Annotated in this window: 21 protein-coding genes; 5 read left to right on the top strand and 16 right to left on the bottom strand. The window is 64.8% G+C overall.

Translation table 11 applies throughout. From position 1 onward, the window contains the following. Positions 1–83: 83 nt before the first annotated feature. Together dcd and guaD are read right to left on the bottom strand one after the other, a co-directional pair. Positions 84–650 (bottom strand): dCTP deaminase, encoded by a 567-nt coding sequence (gene dcd, locus N4T19_RS22465; protein ID WP_021027736.1) that lies wholly within the window; start codon positions 648–650, stop codon positions 84–86. 104 nt (positions 651–754) lie between these two features. Continuing rightward, positions 755–2,056 (bottom strand): guanine deaminase, encoded by a 1,302-nt coding sequence (gene guaD, locus N4T19_RS22460; RefSeq protein ID WP_116924862.1) that lies wholly within the window; start codon positions 2,054–2,056, stop codon positions 755–757. A gap of 285 nt (positions 2,057–2,341) precedes the next feature. Here guaD and N4T19_RS22455 point away from each other — a divergent pair, with 285 nt between their 5' ends. Next, positions 2,342–2,812: an HIT family protein gene (locus N4T19_RS22455; RefSeq protein WP_116924937.1), complete on the top strand. Its 471-nt coding sequence runs from the start codon at positions 2,342–2,344 to the stop codon at positions 2,810–2,812. Between the two features lie 65 nt (positions 2,813–2,877). Here the strand turns inward: N4T19_RS22455 and N4T19_RS22450 are convergent, their stop codons facing one another. The 10 genes from N4T19_RS22450 to N4T19_RS22405 form a co-directional block, all read right to left on the bottom strand. Further along, positions 2,878–3,921 carry an adenosine deaminase gene (locus N4T19_RS22450; RefSeq protein WP_260719042.1) on the bottom strand — a complete coding sequence of 348 codons (1,044 nt, stop codon included), beginning with the start codon at positions 3,919–3,921 and terminating at the stop codon, positions 2,878–2,880. Between the two features lies 1 nt (position 3,922). Continuing rightward, positions 3,923–4,912 carry an aromatic ring-hydroxylating dioxygenase subunit alpha gene (locus N4T19_RS22445; RefSeq protein ID WP_260719041.1) on the bottom strand — a complete coding sequence of 330 codons (990 nt, stop codon included), beginning with the start codon at positions 4,910–4,912 and terminating at the stop codon, positions 3,923–3,925. Positions 4,913–5,061: 149 nt separating this feature from the next. After that, positions 5,062–6,210: a BMP family ABC transporter substrate-binding protein gene (locus N4T19_RS22440; protein WP_260719040.1), complete on the bottom strand. Its 1,149-nt coding sequence runs from the start codon at positions 6,208–6,210 to the stop codon at positions 5,062–5,064. A 201-nt stretch (positions 6,211–6,411) separates the two neighbouring features. After that, the gene (locus tag N4T19_RS22435) at positions 6,412–7,560 is read right to left on the bottom strand and encodes a BMP family ABC transporter substrate-binding protein (RefSeq protein WP_116924858.1); all 1,149 of its coding nucleotides are present in this window, start codon (positions 7,558–7,560) and stop codon (positions 6,412–6,414) included. Between the two features lie 78 nt (positions 7,561–7,638). Next, complete coding sequence (locus N4T19_RS22430) at positions 7,639–8,559, bottom strand: ABC transporter permease (protein WP_116924857.1); 921 nt, start codon at positions 8,557–8,559, stop codon at positions 7,639–7,641. After that, positions 8,559–9,641, bottom strand: coding sequence for an ABC transporter permease (locus N4T19_RS22425; protein ID WP_021027744.1), 1,083 nt, complete (start codon positions 9,639–9,641; stop codon positions 8,559–8,561). Before N4T19_RS22425 ends, N4T19_RS22430 begins: the two co-directional genes overlap by 1 nt. Then, positions 9,634–11,226: an ABC transporter ATP-binding protein gene (locus N4T19_RS22420; protein ID WP_260719039.1), complete on the bottom strand. Its 1,593-nt coding sequence runs from the start codon at positions 11,224–11,226 to the stop codon at positions 9,634–9,636. The genes N4T19_RS22425 and N4T19_RS22420 overlap by 8 nt, the downstream gene beginning before the upstream one ends. Before the next feature lie 62 nt (positions 11,227–11,288). Further along, on the bottom strand, positions 11,289–12,236 hold the full coding sequence (locus N4T19_RS22415; RefSeq protein ID WP_116924855.1) for a LysR family transcriptional regulator: 948 nt from the start codon (positions 12,234–12,236) through the stop codon (positions 11,289–11,291). Between the two features lie 102 nt (positions 12,237–12,338). Further along, positions 12,339–14,405, bottom strand: coding sequence for a diguanylate cyclase domain-containing protein (locus N4T19_RS22410; protein WP_182345191.1), 2,067 nt, complete (start codon positions 14,403–14,405; stop codon positions 12,339–12,341). Between the two features lie 217 nt (positions 14,406–14,622). Beyond that, positions 14,623–15,240 (bottom strand): Crp/Fnr family transcriptional regulator, encoded by a 618-nt coding sequence (locus N4T19_RS22405; RefSeq protein ID WP_116924853.1) that lies wholly within the window; start codon positions 15,238–15,240, stop codon positions 14,623–14,625. A gap of 293 nt (positions 15,241–15,533) precedes the next feature. Here N4T19_RS22405 and N4T19_RS22400 point away from each other — a divergent pair, with 293 nt between their 5' ends. Further along, positions 15,534–16,556 (top strand): porin, encoded by a 1,023-nt coding sequence (locus tag N4T19_RS22400; RefSeq protein WP_116924852.1) that lies wholly within the window; start codon positions 15,534–15,536, stop codon positions 16,554–16,556. Positions 16,557–16,685: 129 nt separating this feature from the next. Here N4T19_RS22400 and N4T19_RS22395 read toward each other — a convergent pair whose 3' ends face one another. Together N4T19_RS22395 and N4T19_RS22390 are read right to left on the bottom strand one after the other, a co-directional pair. Further along, positions 16,686–16,964 carry a PsiF family protein gene (locus N4T19_RS22395; protein WP_021027750.1) on the bottom strand — a complete coding sequence of 93 codons (279 nt, stop codon included), beginning with the start codon at positions 16,962–16,964 and terminating at the stop codon, positions 16,686–16,688. Between the two features lie 178 nt (positions 16,965–17,142). After that, entirely contained in the window at positions 17,143–17,847 is a 705-nt protein-coding gene (locus tag N4T19_RS22390) for a YebC/PmpR family DNA-binding transcriptional regulator (RefSeq protein ID WP_116924851.1), read from the bottom strand. Positions 17,848–18,071: 224 nt separating this feature from the next. Between N4T19_RS22390 and N4T19_RS22385 the strand changes: the two genes are divergently transcribed. After that, the gene (locus N4T19_RS22385) at positions 18,072–18,446 is read left to right on the top strand and encodes a hypothetical protein (protein ID WP_260719038.1); all 375 of its coding nucleotides are present in this window, start codon (positions 18,072–18,074) and stop codon (positions 18,444–18,446) included. A gap of 66 nt (positions 18,447–18,512) precedes the next feature. Next, on the top strand, positions 18,513–19,364 hold the full coding sequence (murI, locus tag N4T19_RS22380; RefSeq protein ID WP_260719037.1) for a glutamate racemase: 852 nt from the start codon (positions 18,513–18,515) through the stop codon (positions 19,362–19,364). Here the strand turns inward: murI and N4T19_RS22375 are convergent, their stop codons facing one another. Both N4T19_RS22375 and N4T19_RS22370 read right to left on the bottom strand, forming a co-directional pair. Continuing rightward, a complete protein-coding gene (locus N4T19_RS22375) occupies positions 19,365–19,913 on the bottom strand; it encodes a YgjP-like metallopeptidase domain-containing protein (RefSeq protein WP_116924936.1) in 549 nt (182 codons plus the stop codon). Between the two features lie 85 nt (positions 19,914–19,998). Then, positions 19,999–20,637, bottom strand: coding sequence for a DUF6806 family protein (locus N4T19_RS22370; RefSeq protein WP_116924848.1), 639 nt, complete (start codon positions 20,635–20,637; stop codon positions 19,999–20,001). A gap of 132 nt (positions 20,638–20,769) precedes the next feature. On the opposite strand from N4T19_RS22370, the gene N4T19_RS22365 reads away from it, so the two are divergent. After that, positions 20,770–21,021, top strand: a complete 252-nt coding sequence (locus N4T19_RS22365) for a hypothetical protein (RefSeq protein WP_133248075.1) — start codon at positions 20,770–20,772, stop codon at positions 21,019–21,021. The last annotated feature ends 115 nt before the right edge of the window (positions 21,022–21,136 follow it).

The following is a 21,136-nucleotide window of genomic DNA, read 5'->3' as shown; positions in this document are numbered from 1 at the left end:
GCAAAGACCTGGGCCACTGTAAACAGGCCCCGTAAAAAAGCCACTCCAAAACGGGAGTGGCTGCAGGGCAAGATGGCGCGTTGTCAGGCCTTTGGCAAGGTGACGCCATGCTGGCCCTGGTACTTGCCATTGCGGTCCTTGTAGCTCACCTCGCAGGGCTCATCACCGCGCAGGAACAGCACCTGCGCGCAGCCCTCGCCCGCATAGATCTTGGCCGGCAGCGGCGTGGTGTTGGAGAACTCGAGGGTTACATAGCCTTCCCACTCAGGCTCGAACGGCGTCACATTGACGATGATGCCGCAGCGCGCATAGGTGCTCTTGCCCAGGCAGACGGTCAGCACATCGCGCGGAATGCGGAAGTACTCGACGGTGCGGGCCAACGCAAAGCTGTTGGGCGGAATGATGCAGTAGTCGCCTTCAAAATCGACAAAGCTTTTTTCATCGAAGTTCTTGGGATCGACCACGGTGCTGTGGATGTTGGTGAACACCTTGAATTCGCGGGCGCAGCGGATGTCGTAGCCGTAGCTGGAGGTGCCATAGCTGATGATTTTCTTGCCATCCACCTGGCGCACCTGACCGGGCTCGAAGGGCTCGATCATGCCGTGCTGTTCCGCCATGCGGCGAATCCACTTGTCGCTTTGAATGCTCATGTCTGAAATAACTCCTAGGCGGCATTGTAGCGAAAGGCATTGCCCCGGCGGGCGGCATCTGCAGCCGCCCCGAGGCCTGCCCCTGCACTACCGCTGCACCAGGATCAGCCCTGCTTCTGCGCAATCCGGCTGCGCTCGATCAGGCGGTCATCGCCCAGCACGATGAGGCTGAACAGCAGCTCCTCCAGATTGCGGGCCTGCGCCGTCTTGCGGGCGATCAGCAGCGTGGCCTGCGGGTTGAGCACGACAAAGTCGGCTTCGCAACCCGGCTGCAGGTTGCCGACCACCCCAGCCAGGCCCAGCGCCTGCGCCGCACCGGCCGTGTGCTGCCACCACAGATGGCTGGGCGCGAGCGACAGGCCCTGCTTGTCGCGCCCCTCGCGACCGACAAAGTAGGCCGCCAGCATGGTGCGAAACGGGCTAAAACTCGTGCCGCCGCCCACATCGCTGGCCAGGCCGTACAACATCTGCGCGGCGTCGGCCTGGGCATAGTCAAAAAAGCCGCTGGCCAAAAAAAGGTTGCTGGTAGGGCTCACCGCTGCGGCGGTGCGGGTTTCGTGCATCAGCGCGCGGTCACGTGCATCGAGGTGGATGCAATGGGCATAGACGGCACGCTCACGCATCAGCCCCCGGTCGGCATAGACCTGCAGGTAGCTGCGGCTGTCCGGAAACAGCTCGCGCACCCAGGCAATCTCGTCGAGGTTTTCAGCCACATGCGACTGGATCCAGACATCGCTGTAGCGCGCTGCCAGCTCGCCGGCGCCGCGCAGTTGGGCCTCGCTGCTGGTGGGCGCAAAGCGCGGAGTGATCGCGTATCCCAGGCGGTCCACGCCATGCCAGCGGCGGATCAGCGCTTCGGTGTCGACCAGGCTTTGCTCGGTCTCATCGCGCACGCCGTCGGGCGAATGGCGGTCCTGCAGCACCTTGCCGGTGATCAGCCGCATCTGGCGCTTGTGCGCCTGGGCAAACAGCGCATCGGCCGATGCCGGGTGCGAGGTTGCAAAGGTCAACGCCGTGGTCACGCCATTGCGCAGCAGCTCATCGACAAAGAATTGCGCCACTTCTGCCGCGTAGGCGGCATCGACAAAGCGCGACTCATGGGGAAAGGTGTAGTCATTGAGCCAGGGCAGGAGGCCGCTGGCGGGCGAGCCGATCACATCGGTCTGCGGGTAGTGGATGTGCATGTCGACAAAACCCGGCGCGATGATGCGGCCGGGCAGTTGCTCGACCACGGCATCGGCCCCCGCCTGGGCCAGCAGCTGGGCCGACAGCGCCTGCCAACTGCCTGCGGCCAGCACACGCTCGCGGCCATCGGGGCCCGGGGCCACGGCCAGCAGGCCATCTTCTTCATACAGCGCCTGGCCGTCATCGGCAAAGCGCAACAGGGCGGATCGGTAAATATGCATGCTGCCAAGCTTAGCGTCTGCCAAGGTCTGCCGTTATATGGACCTGGCAATAGTTTCTATGCGCCGCAGCAGCGCTGTCGGCAGTGCCGGCTGCTGACCGCGCTGCAACTCGGGCTGTAGGCTGACAGCAGCGCGATGGTTAACCAGGGAAAACCCCAGGCTCAGATGTATACGCGGGTCATATCTGCGGTCTATAGTGTTTGTTTTACCTGTTGGTTAAATCCACTGGTAGTGGCACTGCACAGACAGCAGCCGCTGCCAAAGCCCAAGGAGGAGGCTTGGCCCATGCCGCATTTTGTTGATCCGTCCCCTGCCGGTGTCTGCATTTTCTGCCGACTGGTGCAAGGAGAAATCCCTTCGGCCAAGGTGTATGAAGATGCGCTGACGATCGCCTTCATGGACCTGGGCCAGGTCAACCCCGGCCATGTGCTGGTCGCAACCAAGCGCCACGCAGCCAATATTTTCGAGATCACCGACGAAGAATCGGCTGCGGTGATGCAGACGGCGCGCAAGGTGGCACTGGCCGCCAAGATCGCTTTCGAGCCCGCAGGCCTCACGTTGCTGCAGGCCAATGGCGTCGAAGGCGGTCAGACCGTCGCGCACTTCCACCTGCATGTCGTGCCGCGCCATGCCGACGACGGCGTGAGCTTCAGCTGGCCGCGCAAGGAGCCTGGCGGCGCGGTGCTCGAAGGCTATGCGCTGCAGCTGCGCAATGCCATGCTGTCGGAGTCGGTGCCCGCAGCAGCCGCCGCTTAACGTCGCCGCTCACCTGCCAGCAAACAGGGCGCCTCGCGGCGCCCTGTTTGCTTTAGCGTTTCAGTTCAACGGGCTGCCTCGGCAAAGGCCATCTGCAGCTGGCCCAGCCAGGCCTGCTTGCGCGTCTGCGGCACAAAGCTGGCTTCAAAGCTGTTGGCCGCCAGTTGGTAGGCCTCGTCCGAGCCCATGCCGGTGGCTGCAAACAGCTGTACAAAGTTCTCGTTGATATAGCCGCCAAAATAGGCCGGGTCGTCCGAGTTGACCGTGGCCACCAGGCCCGCAGCCAGCAGCTGCGGCATATTGTGGTCGGCCAGGTCGGGGAACACCTGCAGCTTCTGGTTGGACAGCGGGCAGACGGTCAGGGGAATGCGTTCGTCCTTGAGCCGCTGCATCAGCGCGGCATCGTGCACCGCTTGCACGCCATGGTCCACGCGCTCGGCATGCAGCACATCCAGCGCGCCCCAGATGTAGGCCGGTGGCCCTTCCTCGCCGGCATGGGCCACGCGGCGCAGGCCCAGATCCTTGCAGCGCGTAAACACGCGGGCAAATTTCTCCGGTGGGTTGCCGACCTCGCTGCTGTCCAGACCCACCCCGCTGAAATAGGCGCGGTAAGGCAAGGCCTCACCCAGGGTCTGCAGCGCTTCTTCTTCGCTCAGGTGGCGCAGAAAATTCAGAATCAACTGCGCGCTGATGCCCCAGCGCTTTTCCGCATCCACGCAGGCCTTGTGCAGGCCCTGGATGACGCTCGCCATCGCCACGCCACGGGCGGTGTGCGTTTGCGGGTCAAAGAAGATCTCGGTGTGCACGACATTGTCGGCCACAGCCCGCTCCAGGTAGGCCATGGCCATGTCGTAGAAGTCCTGCTCGGTCAGCAAGACACTGGCGCCCGCGTAGTAGATATCGAGAAAGCTCTGCAGGTTGGTAAAGGCGTAAGCGGCGCGCAGGCTCTCGACATCGGCATAGGGCAAGGCCACGCCATTGCGCTGGGCCAGCGCAAAGATCAGCTCGGGCTCGAGCGAGCCTTCGATGTGCATATGCAGCTCGGCCTTGGGCATGGCACGCAGCAGGCCCGGCAGGCGGGCCGCTTCGATCTGGGGGACGGTGTACATCTCAACACACTCCAAAAGTGACGCCACTGGCCTTGAGGTAGCGGCGGTAGGCCACCGACATGCGGTCGGCCGGTGAGTTCAGCTCTGCCTTGGCATCGAGCGGCAGCGGCTTGGGCATCTGCGACTCCAGCACGGGCTGATCCTGGGTAAAGATCGTATGCTGAAACTGCTGCAGTTGCTCGTCCGAGCTGTCGAAATCCGCCACGGCCAGGCGGAACCAGACGCGGCTGCGCTCGGGCGTGACCGGGCAGACGAATAGGCCAATCGCCTCGCGCCAGCCCTGCTTGCTCGATCCGCTCTCGGGCACCTTGGTCAGCAAGGCGGTGTAGGGGGCGGTCACCTCGTAGCTGTAGTCCACTTCAGCCGGCTTGGTGGAGTGCAGGTTCGACTGGGGCTGGATCGCCTTGCAGCCGGTGGCCTTCACGCCCCGCTCGGTGGCTTCGACCTCGTAGTGGGACATCTCGGTTGCATCGCGGCTGCCCAGCCAGCCCTCGTGCACAAAGCCAAAGTGCGACATATCGAGAAAGTTCTCGATGATGCGCGGGGCGCTGGCCTCCACATCATAAGGGCCGCAGTTGAGCTTGCGCAGGCGCTCATCGGCTTCGGCCTCGAACACCGGCAGAGGCACGGGCGCCTGGCCTTCTGCCGCCGGCGCCAGCTGCACCCACACCAGGCCATGGGCCTCCTGCACGCCATAGGAGGCCACGCAGTGCTTGGCGGGCGGCACAAAGGCGGGCACGGCCGGCACCTTCACACACTGGCCGCCGCTGGCAAACTGCCAGCCGTGGTAGGGGCACTCCAGCTGGCCATCCTGCACGCGGCCCAGCGACAGGCGGGCGCCACGGTGCGGGCAGCGGTCGACAAAGGCCTGCACCTGGCCTAGCGCATCGCGCCACAGCACCAGCTCCTGGTCCAGCAGGCGCACCGGCAGCGGGGCATCCACCACCACATCAGACAAGGCAACCGGGTGCCATTGTTGGGCTTCGATCATCGGGGGAAATCTCTTGGTATAAATGACAAGGCTGCCCTGGGGCAGCCTTTGGTCGCAATGTTAGCACCGGAGCCAAAAGCACCGCTGCCACTCGCGTTTAGAACGGACATCGAACGCCGGGCGTCGAGCACCGGCGCAGCGCCCGCGCATCACTTGCCAGGAACCTGGCCTTCCACGCCCTTGATGTAGAAGCTGATGCCCTTGAGGAAGTCGTCGTCGGCGACCTTGTCGGCCGCCAGGATTTCCTTGCCATCCTGGCCCAGGATGGGGCCCTTCCAGATGCTGAACGTACCGTCCTTGAGGCCCTTCTTGACTTCTTCGACCTTGGCCTTGGTCTCGGCCGGCACATCGTCAGCCATGGACACCAGGTCGATCGTGCCTTCCTTCACGCCCCACCAGGTCTGGCGGCTGGTCCACTTGCCGTCCAGCGCGCTGCGGGTGGTGTCGATGTAGTACGGCGCCCAGTTGATGATGGCCGAGCCCAGGTGGGCCTTGGGGCCGTAGGCGGTCATGTCCGAATCCCAGCCAAAGGCGCGCTTGCCCTTTTCTTCAGCGGTCTTGAGCACGGCCGGCGAGTCGGTGTTCTGGAACAGAATGTCCGCGCCGCCATTGATCAGGCTGGTGGCCGCTTCGGTTTCCTTCGGAGGGCTGAACCATTCATTGACCCAGACCACCTTGGTGCTGATCTTGGGGTTGACGCTTTGCGCGCCCAGGGTGAAGCTGTTGATGTTGCGGATCACCTCGGGGATCGGCACCGAGCCCACCACGCCCAAGGTGTTGGACTTGGTCATCGAGCCGGCGATGATACCGGCGAGGTACGCGCCTTCGTAGGTGCGGCTGTCATAGGTGCTGACATTGCCGGCCACCTTGTAGCCGGTGGCGTGTTCCCATTTCACATCGGCAAACTCGGGCGCCAGCTTCTGGATCACGTCCATATAGCCAAAGGTGGTGCCAAACACCAGCTTGTTGCCCTGGGTGGCCATGTCACGCAGCACGCGCTCGGCGTCCGCGCCTTCGGGCACGCTTTCGACAAAGCTGGTCTGGATCTTGTCGCCAAATTCCTTCTCCAGCGCCTTGCGCGCCTGGTCATGTGCAAAGGTCCAGCCGCCGTCGCCCACCGGGCCCACGTAGGCAAAGGCGATCTTCAGCGGATCGGCCGCAGGGGCTGCGGCTGCCGGGGCAGCAGCGGGTGCAGGCGCTGGCGCCTCTTCCTTCTTGCTGCAACCCACGACGGCGGCAGCAGCCAGCGCGGAGAGCGCGGCCACCTTGATCAGCGAACGCTTACGGAAATCAGTCATCTGTGTGTCCTCGAATGTTGTTGGAATGCCGAGCTCTACAAGCCACCATGCCGGCCTGCAGCGGGTAGAACATCGCCCGGCCAATATATGCATAAATCGGGCCAGGTTCCAAGTGCCGCCCGGCCCGCCGCGCGGCACTGTTGTTTGTTTGCCAGCAGGCCCGGCCGGGCGCCCAAGTCCCGACCTGGCGCTGCAGCCGGCTTACTTGGCGCCGGGCACTGCGCCTTCGATGCCCTTGACATAGAAGTTGATGCCGCGCAGGAAGGCATCATCGCCCACCGTGCCGCTGGCCAGCACTTCCTGGCCCTTGTTGTCCACGATCGGGCCGGTCCAGACGGCGAAGCTGCCGTCCTTCATGCCTTGCTTGGCCTTTTCGACCTTGTCCTTGGCGTCCTGGGGCACCTGGTCGGCAATCTTGACCAGGTCCATCGCGCCTTCCTTCACACCCCACCAGAAGTTGCCCGACTGCCATTGGCCGGCCAAGGTGTCTTCGACCACCTTGCTGTAGTAAGGCGTCCAGTCGATCACGGCCGAGCCCAGGTGGGCCTTGGGTGCAAAAGCGCTCATGTCGCCGTCCTTGCCAAAGGCGTAGACGCCGCGCTCTTCGGCGGTCTTGAGGACGGCGGGCGAGTTGGTGTTCTGGTACATCACATCCACGCCGCCGTTGATCAGGCTGGTGGCCGCTTCCGACTCCTTGGGCGGTGCAAACCATTCGTTCACCCAGACCACCTTGGCCTGGATGCTGGGGTCGACACTTTGCGCGCCCAGCACAAAGCTGTTGATGTTGCGCACCACTTCCGGAATCGGCACCGAGGCGACCACACCGACGGTCTTGGTCTTGGTCATCGAGCCGGCCACGATACCGGCGAGGTAGGCGCCTTCAAAGGTCTTGGTGTCGTAGACCGCCACGTTGTCGGCCTGCTTGTAGCCGGTGGCGTGCTCGAACTTCACATCCTTGAGGTCGGCAGCGGCCTTCTGCACAAATTCCTGGTAGCCAAAGCTGGTCGCAAAAATGAGCTTGTTGCCCTGGCCTGCCATGTCGCGCAGCACGCGCTCGGCATCGGCCGACTCGGGCACGCTCTCGACCATCGAGGTCTCGATCTTGTCGCCAAACTTCTGTGCAATCGCTTTGCGTGCCAGCTCGTGCTGGAAGGTCCAGCCGCCGTCACCAATCGGGCTCACATACATGAAGCTGACCTTGAGCTTGTCGGCAGCAGGGGCGGCGGCAGCCGGCGCAGGAGCTGCCGGGGCGGCGGGCTCTTCCTTCTTGCCGCAGGCGGCCAGGGTCGCCAACGACAGGGCCGACAGGCCGATCAACTTGATCACGGAGCGCTTGCGCATGGTTTGCATGGATGAATCCTTGGTTTTTATAAAGAACGGACAAAAAGCGGGCCGCTGTTATTGTGATGGGCGCGTGCTGACACGCGCTTATGACCCGGGATAGAAAGGCTTGCCCAACGAGGCCGGCATATTGGCGCGAATCCAGGTTGGATTGCGCGAGATCAGCACCAGCACCACGATGGTGGCCAGGTAAGGCAGCATCGACAGCAGCTGGCTGGCCAGCTGCACGCCGCTGGCCTGCAGGTGGAACTGCAGCATGGTCACACCGCCAAACAGGTAGGCGCCCAGCAGCACCCGCGCGGGGCGCCAGGTGGCAAAGGTGGTCAGCGCCAGCGCAATCCAGCCCCGGCCCGAGACCATGCCCTCCACCCACAGCGGCGTATAGACGGTCGAGATATAGGCACCGGCCAGGCCACACATCGCGCCACCGAACACCACCGCCATCAGGCGGATGCGGCGCACCGGGTAGCCCAGCGCATGGGCAGATGTGGGCGATTCACCGACGGCGCGCAGCACGAGGCCTGCGCGCGTGCGGTAGAGGAACCACATCATCACCAGCACCAGCGCCATGGCGCCATATACCAGCGGGTGCAAGCTAAAGAGCGCCGGGCCCAAGAGCGGGATATCGGCCAGGCCCGGAATCGCGTACTTGGGCAGGCTGGGCAGCTTGGCCTGCACGTAGGACAGGCCGACAAAAGCCGAGAAACCGGCGCCAAACAGCGACAGTGCCAGGCCCGTGGCGTACTGGTTGGTGTTGAGCCAGATCACCAGCACGCCAAAGATGGCGGCCAACACGGCGCCAGCGAGCATGCCCGCGCCAAAGCCCAGCCAGGTGCTGCCGGTGTGGACGACGGTGGCAAAACCGGCAATCGCTGCGCACAGCATCATGCCCTCGGCGCCCAGGTTGACGATGCCGGCCTTCTCGTTGATCAGCAGGCCCAGTGCGGCGAGCGCCAACACGGTGCCAGCGCTCAGCGTGGCGCCCAACAGCAGTGCATAGGATTCCATCACAGGCCTCCTTTCACTGCGGCGCGCGATGCCACCCAACGCAGGCGGTAGACCACCAAGGTGTCGCAAGCCAGCAAGGTGAACAGCAGCAGCCCCTGGAAGACGCCGGTCAGGGCCTTGGGCAGGCCCAGGCGCGACTGCGCCAGCTCTCCGCCGATATAGAACATGCTCATAAGAATCGCGGAGAAAACCATGCCCACCGGGTGCAGGCGACCGACAAAGGCGACGATGATGGCCGCAAAGCCATAGCCGGCGGGCACATAGGGGGTGAGCTGGCCCAGGGGGCCGGCCACTTCCAGTGCGCCGGCCAGGCCGGCAGTGGCGCCCGAGATCATCAGCGCCGTCCACAAGGCCTTGCGCGACGAAAAGCCGGCATAGCGGGCCGCCGAGGGCGCCAGGCCCCCCACCTGCTGGGCCAGCCCGGCGCGGGTGCGGAACAGGTAGACCCACAGCAGCGCAGCACCGGCCAGCGCAATTAGCACGCCGATGTTCATGCGCATGCCTTGCACCAGTTTGGGGATTTGCGTGATTTTCTCGAAGCTCTTGGTCTGCGGAAAGTTGTAGCCCATCGGGTCTTTCCAGGGCCCGTAGACCAGGTAGCCCAGCACCAGCGTGGCGACATAGACCAGCATCAGGCTGACGAGGATCTCGTTGGCATTGAAGCGGTCGCGCAGCCAGGCCACGATGCCGGCCCAGACCATGCCGCCGAGCATGCCAGCCAGCAGGATGACGGGCACGATCCAGGGCCCGGTGTTCTTGTCAGCCAGCAAGGCCATACCGCCCGCGGCCACGGCGCCAATGACAAACTGGCCCTCGGCACCAATGTTCCAGACATTGGAGCGAAAGCAGACGGCCAGGCCCAGTGCAATCAGCAGCAGCGGCGTGGCCTTCATCGTCAGCTCGCCCAGCGCGTAGCCAGACTTGATCGGCTCCCAGAAAAAGGCCTGCAGGCCCTTGACCGGGTCCTTGCCCAGCAGCACAAACAGGCCCACGCCGATCAGCACGGTGATCAGCAAGGCCAGCACCGGCGAGCCAAAAGTCCAAAAGCGCGAGGCCTGGGGGCGTTGCTCTAGCTTAAGCATGGCGGCCCTCCTCGGCGAGAGCGGCAGCAGCGGCAGCCGGGGCGGCATTGCGGCCTTCCCAGAGGCCACTCATCCATTCGCCGATCAACTGCACCGAGGCATCGGCCCGCCCCACCGATGGCGACAGGCGGCCCTTGGCAATCACATGCAGGCGATCACTGATTTCAAACAATTCTTCCAACTCCTCACTGAGCACCAGCACGGCGCAGCCCGCATCGCGCAGCGCCAGGATCTCGCCGCGGATCTGCGCTGCCGCGCCCACATCCACCCCCCAGGTGGGCTGCGAGACGATCAGCAGGCGGGGCTGGGCATCGATTTCCCGGCCCACGATGAACTTTTGCAGGTTGCCGCCCGAGAGCGACTGCGCACTGGCCTGCGGGCCACCAGCCTTGACACCAAAGCGCGCGATGATGCCCCGCGCCATCTGGTCGAGCTGGCCCATGCGCAGCCAGCCGCCGGCGCCCAGCATCTCGTTGCGCGTCAACACCAGGTTGTGCGCCAGGCTCATGCTGGGCACGGCGCCCCGCCCCAGGCGTTCTTCGGGCACAAAATGCAGGCCCAGCGCGCGGCGCTGGCCCGGACCCATGCGCCCCATCGGCGTGGCATCCATCAGCACGGCCTGCGGCTCGGCGCGCATGTCTTCGCCCGAGAGCGCATAGAGCAGCTCCTTTTGGCCATTGCCCGAGACACCGGCAATCCCCACCACCTCGCCGGCCCGCACCTGCAGCGAAATGCCATCCAGGTCCACACCAAACGGGTCCTGCTTGGCCAGGCGCAGCTGCTGCACGCTCAGCACCGTGGCCCCTGCCTGGCTGGGGCGCAGCTTGAGCATCGGCGGCTCGGCGCCAATCATCATGCGCGACAGCGAGGCATTGCTTTGCTCACGCGGGTCGCACTCGCCGGTCACCTCGCCACCACGCAGCACCGTGCAGGCGGTGCACAGCGCGCGGATTTCATGGAGCTTGTGGCTGATATAGAGAATGCTGCAGCCCTCGGCGGCCAGCTTGCGCAGCACGACAAACAGCTTTTCCACCGCCTGGGGCGTGAGCACCGAGGTCGGCTCATCGAGGATCAGCACGCGGGGGCGGGTGAGCAGGCCGCGGATGATCTCCACCCGCTGCATCTCGCCCACCGACAGGCTGTGCACCGGCCGCTGCGGATCGATGTCCAGGCCATACTCGCTGGCCACCTCGGTGATGCGGGCGGTCACTTCCGCGAGCGACATCCGCTTGTTCTGACCCAGCCAGACGTTCTCGGCCACCGTCAAGGTGTCAAACAGGCTGAAATGCTGGAACACCATGCTGATGCCCAGCTGGCGTGCCTCCTGGGGGTTGCGGATCTGCACTGGCTGGCCGTCGACCAGGATCTGGCCCTCATCGGGTTTGACCGAGCCGTAGATGATCTTCATCAACGTGGACTTGCCCGCGCCGTTCTCGCCCAGCACGGCGTGGATTTCCCCGGCGCGTACAGTCAACGCTACTTTGTTATTGGCTACAACCGCTGGGTAGCGCTTGGTGATGCCGATCAGCTGTAACCGGGGCGCGGCCGCGCCATCGGTCGTCGGTGTCGGGGTCTGTTCTTTCATGGGCGGCAATTGTCCCTCAAATTGTTACCCGAGCGCGGGATAAAACGCGAAGATGCGCTCACTCACGGCGAATAGCCCGCCGGGCTTCGCAGCGAGAGCGCGGTTTTTTTCAGGCAGCTGCGCAGCCAGATGGCCGCATCAGAGGCATGGGTCCGGGCGTGCCACAGCAGGTAGTAATCGAGCGGCGGCAGCGCCAGCGGGCAGTCCAAAATGGCCAGCGCATGCGTGTCGACAAAGCGCTCACAGAACTGGCGCCCCGTGGTCAGCACAAGCAAGCTCGATGCCACCATGGCAGGAATGGCACTGAAGTGGGCGCAGCGCGCCATGATGCGCCGCTCCACCCCCAGTGCATCAAGCCGGGCGTCGATGATGCCGCGCGCGCCCGGGTGCGTGGCAGTGGGCGCAATATGCTCGGCCTGCAGCCAGGCCTCGACATCCCAGCCCCGCCGCACGGCCGGGTGGCGGCGGCTGACCAGGCTCACCACCTCATCGCTCATCAGGCTGGTCATGTGCAGGTCACCGGTGGGCTGCAGCCAGTTGCCCACCACCACATCGATATCGCCCTGGGCGAGCTGGGCGTGGTAGTGGGTTTCGGACGACAGCGGGTAGATCTCCACCACGCACAGCGGCGCCTCGGACTTGATGCGCGCGACCAGCGCGGGCAGGAACAGCGGATCGAAGTAATCACTCGCTGCAATGCGGAAAGTGCGGGTCGCCGTCTGCGGGTCAAAATCGCGGGCATCGCTGAACAGGCCTTCGGCAGCGCGCAGGATGGCAGCGGCCGGCTCGACCATGCGCTGGCCCTTGTCGGTGGGCATCATCGCCGCGCCCGAGCGCACCAGCAAAGGGTCGCCCACCAGGTCGCGCAGGCGCTTGAGTGCGGCCGACACCGCCGGCTGGTACATGCCCAGGCGCAAGGCCGCCCGCGAGACGCTGCGCTCGGTCAGCACCGTGTGCAGCACCCGGATCAGGTGCAGGTCAATCTTGTCAAACAGGGCTTGGTCGCGCATGCGGGTGTTTTGAATGAGGACATTCAAGCTTATCAGCCGGGGGCTGCAGCCTATCCCGGTTGTTACCCCAAGCTGTGGCGGATGTCCCTCAGCCCCTGGCCTTCAGGCCACCTTGGCCTCACGCCAGCAGGCCCGGTTGCCGCCCTGGCGCTTAGCGCTGTAGCTGGCCATGTCGGCGGCACGCACCACCTGCAGCGCATCGGAAAACGAGGCATCCATCTGAAGCAGACCGATGCTGACGGTGACCACAAAATGCTTGCTGCGCAGCTGGGGCTGCCAATTCTGCAGGGTGTCGCAGAGCTGGGCAGCCAGCTCATGGGCCTTTTCCGGGCTGCACTGGCGCAGCACCAGCGCAAACTTGTCGCCCGCCACCCGCGCCGCATAGCCCTGGAAAGGCTGCAGCAGCTGCAGCTGGCGCGCCACATGCTGCAGCACCAGATCGCCCTGTGCATGGCCGGCCAGTGCATTGATGGCCGACATATTGTCGACATTCACATAGAACAGCACCGGCGCGCTGGGCGAGGACTGGTCCAGCCCCTCGCGCCTAGCCTGCAGCAGGGCGGTCAGGTGCAGCAGCAAGGCCTCGTAGTTGGGCAGCAGGGTGAGCTTGTCCATGCGGCTGGGCGACTGCGCGGCCACGCGGGCCTGGCCGGCGCGCACAAAGCACCAGCGCAGATCCGGCCCCGCCTGCGCAATGTTCACCAGGTGCAGGCTGACCATGACCGGCGCGCCCGACTGGTGGCGCAGCACCACACTGGTCTCAGCGCTGCCCAGGCGCTCCAGATCCGGGGCCAGTTGCTCCCAGGCCTGGTCGAAGTCCTGGTCGGCCATCGCCAGCATGCGCACCGGCTGGCCTTGCAGGTCCTGGCGGCTGTAGCCCAGCAAATGGGCCAGCGCCTGGGAGACCTGTTGAATCTGATCGCGCTGCAGCAGCAAAAAGGAAAAACGCGCATGCGCGAGCACACTCTCGGCCAGTTGCTGCTGTTGGCGCAACTGCTCGGCCAGCGATTCGCGCTGCTGGCCCAGCTCTTGCAGGTGCATGCCCATGCGGTCAATCTCGTCGGGCGGCGGGCCGCTGGCAGGGTCGGCCACCTGGACCGGCCCCGAGGCCAGTGCCAGCACCGGGGTGGGTGCAGCGGGCAGCGGTGTCTGCGCCACCAATTGCTTGAAGCGCCGGCTGTGCGCCCACAGCCACAGGCAGGTCAGCGCTGCCAGGGCCACAGGCATGAGCAGCAGCCACCACCAGCTGCGCCACTGGCGCCCCCAGCTTTGCAGGCTCTGGTCATGGGGCATGACGCGCACCACCAGCCAGCGGGCCGCAGGCATCTGCGCGACGCTCACCAGGTTGGGCGCCAGCCACCAGGACTGCGCGGTCTGGGCGCCGCCACGGGCAGCGCGCTCCTGCCAGCGTTGCAGCACCGGGGCCAACAAGGCGTCATCTTCGGTCGTGCCCAGAATGCGCGTCGGGTCGGGGTGGGAGACCAGCACGCCCGCTGCCGTCATCAGCACCAGTTGTCCGCTGTCCGGCGGGGTGGCTGCCAGCGATACCGGCAACAGGCTCTGGGACTGCAGCCGCAGCACCCCGGCCATGGCGCCTTGCACTGCACCTTGCTTGTCGCGTAGCGCAATGCCCAGCGCAATGCTGGGCCCGCCGGACGCACTTTTGAAAGGTTCGGACACCAGGGGCTTGCCATCGACCATCACGCGGCGCAGCACATCGCGCTCGGCTGGCTCGACGGCCTCGTCGCCCTCGCCCGCATCGCGCACATGGCGCCTGAAGACCTGGGTGCCGCGCGCAAACACCAGGCTGTCAAAGTAGCGCGTGGCCGCCAGACCCTGCTCCAGCAGCGGGGGCGGCTGGGACGCGGGGCCTTGCACCCAGGGCGCAGCCGCTTCGGCAAGGGCCCCCAGCACCTTCTGGCTTTGCTCGAACTTGCTGCCCATCAGCCTGGCCAGCATCTCGGTCTCGTCGGCCTGCTGGGCCGACAGCTGGGTGATCACCGTCTGCTGGCTGGCATGGATCGCCAGCCACTGCACCAGCGCCGTGCCCAGCAGCACCATCAAGGGCACCACCACCCACAGGCGCCACAGCCAGGGACCGGCCGTATCGCGCAGGCCGTCGACCGGGGGTGGGGGATCTGGCTGCCAATGCACCTTCCTGTCATCCATGCCGCGCTACCTGACCTGCATGGCCCATGGCCTGCGGCAGCGAACGCCCGAGTCGGCCCGGCAATAGCAAATAACAGACTCTGGCATGCGGCGCCTCCTTTCAGCTGCGCACATGTTCGCTGTTTAGGTCCGGCGCCGGTATCGGGAAAAGACCGGACGGAGAAAACCCGGGTCACCGATGGGCTGGCCCATGCTGGGCAGGGCCCGATAGGGTTGGCTAGGACTTGGCGAGCTGGCGCAGCGACTCGGGCTGCGGCAGCCAGAGGTTCTTTCCCAGGCCGTCAAGCAGGCCCTGGTCGCGCAATTGGCGCAGCACGCGCGAGAGCGTCTCGGGCGCAATGCCCAGGTGCGCGGCAATCTGGCGTTTCGATTGTGCCAGTTGCACCCGCAGCCCCTGGTCGCCGGGCTCGGCATGCTGCAGCAGCCACTCGGCGCAGCGCGCCACAGCGTCCTGCGCCACCCGGCTGACTGCCAGCGCAGCCTGCTGGCAGTAGCCCTGGGCCATGCTGGCCACCAGGCCTTGGGCCTCGGCCGGCCACTGCAGCAGGTAACTGCGCAGCTGCACTACGGGCACCGCCCGCCATTGCACGGCGGTGCGCGCCACCATGTCCACCGCACAGGGCTGCTCGGCCAGTGCCGGCGCGGCATCGAGCCAGCAGGGCCCCTCCATGACCCCGAGGAGGTGGCGCATGCGGCCCTCTTCCTGCACCCCGAAGGCGACCGAGCCCCGCTCCAGGTACAGCACATCCAGCAAGTGCTGGTGGCGCTGGCGCAGCAAGGCACCGGCGCCGGCGCTGTGGGGGGCGAATTCATCCAGGCAGAGTAAGTCAGGCATGGGCCGCACTTTGCCCCGATTGACGCCTGCGCACATTGAGCTACATCAATCCTTGCCAGCGATCAGCCCCGCCACCACGGCAGCTTTCAGCCCTGATCCACCGTGCTCATCTGGCAACAGCGGCTAAGTCCATGCAAAAACCATATACCCCCAATATGCGGCGTACACGCCACACCTCGGGTCTTTACCAGCGGTTTTTTTAGCTTTTGGCACACATATTGCTCAGAGCGGTCGGCACTGACTTCACAATTCACCGCTATCACAAATTCACACGCTTGTAACAAAGGAATGCCATGAACAACAAACTGCTCGCCCTGGCCGTGATGGCCGTCTGCGCCTCCGCGGCGCAGGCCCAATCGTCGGTGACCGCCACCGGCTTGGTCGATATGTATATCGGCTCGATGAAAGCTCCTGGCGATGATGGCCGCACCTCCACGCTGGGCAGCGGTGGCATGACCACCTCCTGGTTCGGCTTCAAGGGCACGGAAGACCTGGGCGGCGGCCTCAAGGCCAGCTTTGTGCTGACCAGCTTCATGCGCGCAGACACCGGCACACCCGGCCGCTTCAACGGCGATATCTTCTGGTCGCGCGATGCGCTGGTGTCGCTGTCAGGCGATTTCGGCGCCGTCACCCTGGGCCGCACCGTGGCGCCCAACTTTGTGCCCACGATCTCGATGAACCCCTTTGGGGATTCCTTCACCTTCTCGCCGCTGGTGCTGCACCAAAACGTGTCGCTGTTCAACAAGAGCGGCTGGCAGAGCAGCAACCCCTCCGACACCGGCTGGGGCAACCAGGTGATCTACAGCACGCCCAAGGTCGGCGGCTTCAGCGGCAACCTGCACTACCAGTTTGGTGAACAGGCTGGCCAAGGCGGCAAGAACAACATCGGCCTGAACGCCACCTACGCGAGCGGCCCCTTTGCCATCACCGGCTTCTACGAAGACGTGGACCTGAGCAACCCCGTGTCCGTGGTGCTGCCCGAGAACCACCGCAACTGGATGCTGGGCACCAGCTATGACGCCGGTTTTGCCAAGGCCTACGCGACCTACGGCCAGACCACTGGCAAGGACACCGACTTCAAGATCAAGACCGCCAGCCTGGGCGCGACCGTGCCACTGGGCGCCACCAGCCGCATCCTCGCCGCCTGGGCCCACAGCAAGCTGCAAGACAGCGATTCCAAGCGTGATACCGTCTCGGTCGGCTACAACTACGACTTCTCCAAGCGCACCGATGGCTACGCGATCGTGATGTACGACAAGGTCAAGAACTTCGGCAACGGCACCAGCTTTGGTGTGGGCGTGCGCCACCGCTTCTAAACGGTTTCTGTAGCGATCTGTGCGGCCTTCGGGCCCACCACGCAAAACGCCAAGCATGTGTGCATGCTTGGCGTTTTTTCCTGCCGGTTCGGCAGACCCAGCACGTTGGCGCCGGATCGAAAGAAGTATTTACTTCTTCAGGCACTCGCTCATGAAGGCCTTGCGCTCGTCGCCCTTCTTGCCAGTGGCATCGACGTTGCAGGTCTTCATGCGTTCTTGCTGGCGCTTGCGGCCATCAGACAAGCAGCTGGACATGAACGCCTTGCGCTGATCGCCCTTGAGCTCCTTGGTCTTGGCCTCGGTGTTGCACGTACCCATCAGCTGCTGCTGGGCCGTGGGGGTCTTGTCGGCTGCCAGCGCAAACTGGGATGCCAGCGCGATGCTGGCAAGGACGATGAGTTTTTTCATGGTATGGGCTCTTATCTAAACTGCGCCGACGACCAGCGCAAGCGAATTTCTGCATATCTGGCCCGCCCTGTCAATGGGCAGATGATGAAGAAGCGCAAACTGCCTACGACGGCCTCACAAGCGCCCATGAAAAAACGGCCTGCGCGGCCGTTCTCAAGAGGGTTGGCAGGGACTGCGATTAGTCCACCAGACCCACATAGATGTTCTGCACGTCGTCATCGTTTTCCAGGCCGGCCAGGAAGGCTTGCACTTCCTCCTGCGCCTCGGCGGGCAGGCTGCCCATGCTGACGGGGTTCTTGGCCTTGTAGCCCAGCTTGGCCGACAGCACCTTGATGCCCTGGTCGGGCAAGGCCTTGCTGACGGTATCCAAATCCGAGGGCTCGGTGATGAACAGGGTCACGCCCTCTTCTTCGGCGGGCTCGAAATCCTGCGCGCCCGCTTCGATCGCGGCCAGCTCCACATCAGCGCCGTTCTCCGCTTCGCCTTCGACCATGCCCACATGGTCAAAATCCCAGGCCACGGCCGTGAGCTGGCCCTTGCGGAAGCACACGCGCATATTGGGCGCCGTGCGGTTGGGGTTGTCGGTCAGGCACTCGACCATCACCGGCACGCGGTGGGGTGCATAGCCTTCGAACAACACGGTCGAGTAGTTGACGGCATCGGCGCCAGCGCCCGAGCCCTTCTTGATCGCGCGCTCCAAGGTGTCCTTGGGCATCGAGGCCTTGCGGGCCGCTTCCACAGCCATGCGCAGGCGCGAATTGCTGGCCGGGTCACCCCCGCCTAAACGCGCCGCGACCGTGATTTCCTTGACCAGTTTGCCAAAGAGTTTTCCCTTGGCATCAGCGACCAGCGCCTTGCCCTTTGCTTTCCATTGCGCGCCCATGGCTGCGTTTTCCTAGTTGTTGGTTGGGCAGCAGCGGTCGCTGCTGGCAACAATGCCGGGCAAAGCCCAGATTGACAGGGCAAATTTATACACTGCCGCCCAAGGCTGTGCTGGCTATAAGGGGAAATTCTTGCCAAAAAACCTGGGGCATCGCAGCGGCCAGGCGACGCTGGGGCGACGGCGCAGCACGGGCTGCGCCTGCCGTTCAAAGGCACAATACCGCCATGCATGTTCTGCAGCGACTTTGGCGTTGGACCCAGGCCCAGCGCACCCCCCTGCTCTGGAGCCTGGGCGGCCTCGTGCTGTCCTTGGTACTGCTGGGCCTACCCGGCTTTGCCAGCTACGCGCCGGCCGAGCAGCTCTTTGTCTGGGCGGGCGATGGCGTGCTGCTCCAGGCCATCCATGGCGACAGCCTCTGGCCCATCCTGATCTCGGCGAGCTTTTTGCAGGCTTTGCTGATCACGCCGCTGCACTGCCTGCTGCGGCGCTGCTGGCCGGGCCTGTCGCGCTGGCCCCATGTGCTGGGCGTCGTGCTCGGGGTTTGGCTCCTCAGCATTGTCTGTACCAGCCTGATGCTGCTCGCAGCGGTCGATGCATAAAAGCTGCAGCCTGCCTACAATCACGGCGCCCGCGCCTTTTTCTCAGCCTTGACCTTGCTCGCCCCCATGCCCCACCCTCTCTCCCCCATTGGTGTTTTTGACAGCGGTATCGGCGGCCTGAGTGTGCTGCGCGCGCTGCGCGATGTGCTGCCCCATGAGCAGTTCGTCTATGTGGCCGACAGCGGCAATGCCCCTTATGGCGAGCGTGGCGACGCCTTTGTGCAGCAGCGCTGCGCCCACATCACGCAGCAGATGCGCGAGCGCCACGACATCAAGGCGCTGGTGATTGCCTGCAACACCGCCACCGCAGCGGCGATTGAGGGCCTGCGCGAGCAGCACCCGGGCCTGCCCATCATCGGGGTGGAGCCTGCCCTCAAGCCCGCCGCCCAGCACAGCCAGACCCATGTGGTGGGCGTGATCGCCACCCAGGGCACCGTCAGCAGCAGCCGCTTTGCCGCCCTGCAGACGGCGCATGCGGCCCAGACCCGCTTTGTGGTGCAGGCCTGCAATGGGCTGGCACGGGCGATTGAAGACAGCACCCGCCCCGGGCGTGATGCAGCCGCCGATGCCGCGCAAATCCAGGACCTGTGCCAGACCTACCTGGCCGCCATGGGCCGCTTTGGCGCGCAGCCCGGCCAGATCGACACCTTGGTGCTGGGCTGCACCCATTACATTTTTGCCACCGACACCTTGCGCGCGCTGGTGGGCGAGCAGGTGCAACTGCTCGACACGGCCAGGCCCGTGGCCCGCCGCACCTTCAGCCTGCTGCACGCCACCGGCATGCTGCGCAAGCCGGCGCAGGCGCCCAGCCTTGACGAGGCCTGCAGCCTGGTGACCACCGGCGAGCTGGCGGCGCTGCAATACGCCGCCGCGCAGTGGCTGGGGCTGCCGCCGCAGCGCTGCCAGGCCGCTGGCTGATCAGCGGGCGCCGTCCGCCGATTCAGCACCCAGCTGCCACAGCCGGTGGCCGCCCTGGTCCAGCCAGGTCAGGTACAGGCGCACCTCCAGCTCCAGTTGGTGGTAGGACGGCTCCATGTATTCGCACAGCTGGTAGAAGGCCTTGTTGTGGTCGGACTCGCGCAGGTGCGCGAGCTCATGCACGGCAATCATGCGCAAAAAGGCCTCGGGCGCATGCTTGAAGAGGCTGCCAATGCGGATCTCGTGGCGCGACTGGGTCTTGCCGCCATGGTTTTTGCCGCTGCGCACATGGATGCCCAGCGCCTGGTAGACCAGCTGCAGCTTGCTGTCATATACCACCTTGGCCAAGCCCGCGCTGTTGCGCATGTGCTCGCCCTTGAGGCCCATCACATAGGCATGCAAGGCCTTGTCCGAGCGCATCTGGTGCGGCTGCGGATGGCGCTGCAGCAGCCACTGGCCCAGCTGGCCCGATTGCACCAGGCTTGCGGCCTGCTGCTGTAAGCTGGCGGGGTAGGACTGCAAATAGGGAAGCGGGACAGGGCTGGACATGGCGCGAGCAAACAACAAAGGCAGCACAGCGGCTGCCTTGGGATAAACAACATGCGCTGCGCTTGGGGCGCGCGCAGCCTTATTTTCAGTGCAGGTGGCGCGGGCGGCGACCGCCGCCGCCGTGGCCACCACCAGGGCCGCCGGTGCCACCCGTGCCGCGAGGCGGCTTGCCGATCTCCAGTGAATCGACCAGCGCATCAAAGCGCTGGCTGAACAGCTTGTCGATCTCACCGACGACACCGACGAGTTCACCGGCATCGAAGTGGCGCTCCATCGTGCTCACGACGTCCTGCACCAGCATGTCGCGCTGCACCTGCATGATGGCCGCAGGCGTCGGGCCCACAAACAGCATCATGAAGTCATCGCGCGACTCGGCGCTGCGGTCCTGCTCCTCGTCGTCAAACTCGGCGTCATAGAAAGTGACCTCGATCGCCGCGCCCTGGTCGGCCAGCTCATTGAGGTTCATGCACATGTCGTCGAGCGACTGGCGAAAATCATCATCGCCGCGCACCGTCCAGCACATCTGCAGCATATGGTCCTTGGGCTCGAACAGAATGCCGGGCTCTTCCTCGTAAGCGCTCTCCGCGCCATCGACCAGGGACTTGGCGCCCGCATAGCCCCACAGCGGTTTCAAGGCCTCTTGCAGCTGGTCAAATCCGACATCGGCGCGCAGCAGCACTTGTCCGTGGACATGGATCTCAAAGGGTGGGTTGTAACTGGGCATGTTCTGTACCTTCCTAAATGGGGGCTGCCCGCTTGCGCTCGCCAACCCCACGCCTGATGACACGGCACACCGCATCGCTCTGCACAAGGCGCCAGCACAGCCACCGATGCGGGGCCAGGTTGGCGACTCTCCATGCGCCACCCACCCGAGCGGCGCAATATCTTCAATATCGGACATTGTGCCCGGTTTGTCGACCACAGACGAAGAAAAAGCCAGCAGGATGCCTGCTGGCTCGCGCACCGCATCCCGCACAGCACAGGCCGGGGATGCGAAACGGTCGTCGTCGCTGCCAGCATGTCTTCGCAATGCCCGGCCAGCGCCTGGGGCGCAGGCAATAAAAAACAACGGTTTGCAGGCGTTTTCTGCGAAACCGTTGCTCAGTAGTGCTTGGCGCCCAGGTATTTTAACAGGTCTGGCCCCGGACCTGTCCCGCAGGGTCAGTAGCCACCGCTGTGCCCGGCCTGGTGAGGCCAGGTCCGGCCCGGCCGGCTAAGGCCGG

This window comes from Comamonas squillarum, assembly GCF_025309455.1.
In the GTDB taxonomy this organism is placed as follows: domain Bacteria; phylum Pseudomonadota; class Gammaproteobacteria; order Burkholderiales; family Burkholderiaceae_C; genus Comamonas; species Comamonas squillarum.
Note: the sequence above shows the minus strand (reverse complement) of the source record. Positions and strands in the feature narration are given on the sequence as shown.

Bases quoted from the DNA above. Each gene is read 5' to 3' on its own strand.
- dcd (WP_021027736.1), bottom strand. From the start codon at position 650: ATGAGCATTCAAAGCGACAAGTGGATTCGCCGCATGGCGGAACAGCAC.
- guaD (WP_116924862.1), bottom strand. From the start codon at position 2,056: ATGCATATTTACCGATCCGCCCTGTTGCGCTTTGCCGATGACGGCCAG.
- N4T19_RS22455 (WP_116924937.1), top strand. From the start codon at position 2,342: ATGCCGCATTTTGTTGATCCGTCCCCTGCCGGTGTCTGCATTTTCTGC.
- N4T19_RS22450 (WP_260719042.1), bottom strand. From the start codon at position 3,921: ATGTACACCGTCCCCCAGATCGAAGCGGCCCGCCTGCCGGGCCTGCTG.
- N4T19_RS22445 (WP_260719041.1), bottom strand. From the start codon at position 4,912: ATGATCGAAGCCCAACAATGGCACCCGGTTGCCTTGTCTGATGTGGTG.
- N4T19_RS22440 (WP_260719040.1), bottom strand. From the start codon at position 6,210: ATGACTGATTTCCGTAAGCGTTCGCTGATCAAGGTGGCCGCGCTCTCC.
- N4T19_RS22435 (WP_116924858.1), bottom strand. From the start codon at position 7,560: ATGCAAACCATGCGCAAGCGCTCCGTGATCAAGTTGATCGGCCTGTCG.
- N4T19_RS22430 (WP_116924857.1), bottom strand. From the start codon at position 8,559: ATGGAATCCTATGCACTGCTGTTGGGCGCCACGCTGAGCGCTGGCACC.
- N4T19_RS22425 (WP_021027744.1), bottom strand. From the start codon at position 9,641: ATGCTTAAGCTAGAGCAACGCCCCCAGGCCTCGCGCTTTTGGACTTTT.
- N4T19_RS22420 (WP_260719039.1), bottom strand. From the start codon at position 11,226: ATGAAAGAACAGACCCCGACACCGACGACCGATGGCGCGGCCGCGCCC.
- N4T19_RS22415 (WP_116924855.1), bottom strand. From the start codon at position 12,236: ATGCGCGACCAAGCCCTGTTTGACAAGATTGACCTGCACCTGATCCGG.
- N4T19_RS22410 (WP_182345191.1), bottom strand. From the start codon at position 14,405: ATGGATGACAGGAAGGTGCATTGGCAGCCAGATCCCCCACCCCCGGTC.
- N4T19_RS22405 (WP_116924853.1), bottom strand. From the start codon at position 15,240: ATGCCTGACTTACTCTGCCTGGATGAATTCGCCCCCCACAGCGCCGGC.
- N4T19_RS22400 (WP_116924852.1), top strand. From the start codon at position 15,534: ATGAACAACAAACTGCTCGCCCTGGCCGTGATGGCCGTCTGCGCCTCC.
- N4T19_RS22395 (WP_021027750.1), bottom strand. From the start codon at position 16,964: ATGAAAAAACTCATCGTCCTTGCCAGCATCGCGCTGGCATCCCAGTTT.
- N4T19_RS22390 (WP_116924851.1), bottom strand. From the start codon at position 17,847: ATGGGCGCGCAATGGAAAGCAAAGGGCAAGGCGCTGGTCGCTGATGCC.
- N4T19_RS22385 (WP_260719038.1), top strand. From the start codon at position 18,072: ATGCATGTTCTGCAGCGACTTTGGCGTTGGACCCAGGCCCAGCGCACC.
- murI (WP_260719037.1), top strand. From the start codon at position 18,513: ATGCCCCACCCTCTCTCCCCCATTGGTGTTTTTGACAGCGGTATCGGC.
- N4T19_RS22375 (WP_116924936.1), bottom strand. From the start codon at position 19,913: ATGTCCAGCCCTGTCCCGCTTCCCTATTTGCAGTCCTACCCCGCCAGC.
- N4T19_RS22370 (WP_116924848.1), bottom strand. From the start codon at position 20,637: ATGCCCAGTTACAACCCACCCTTTGAGATCCATGTCCACGGACAAGTG.
- N4T19_RS22365 (WP_133248075.1), top strand. From the start codon at position 20,770: ATGCGCCACCCACCCGAGCGGCGCAATATCTTCAATATCGGACATTGT.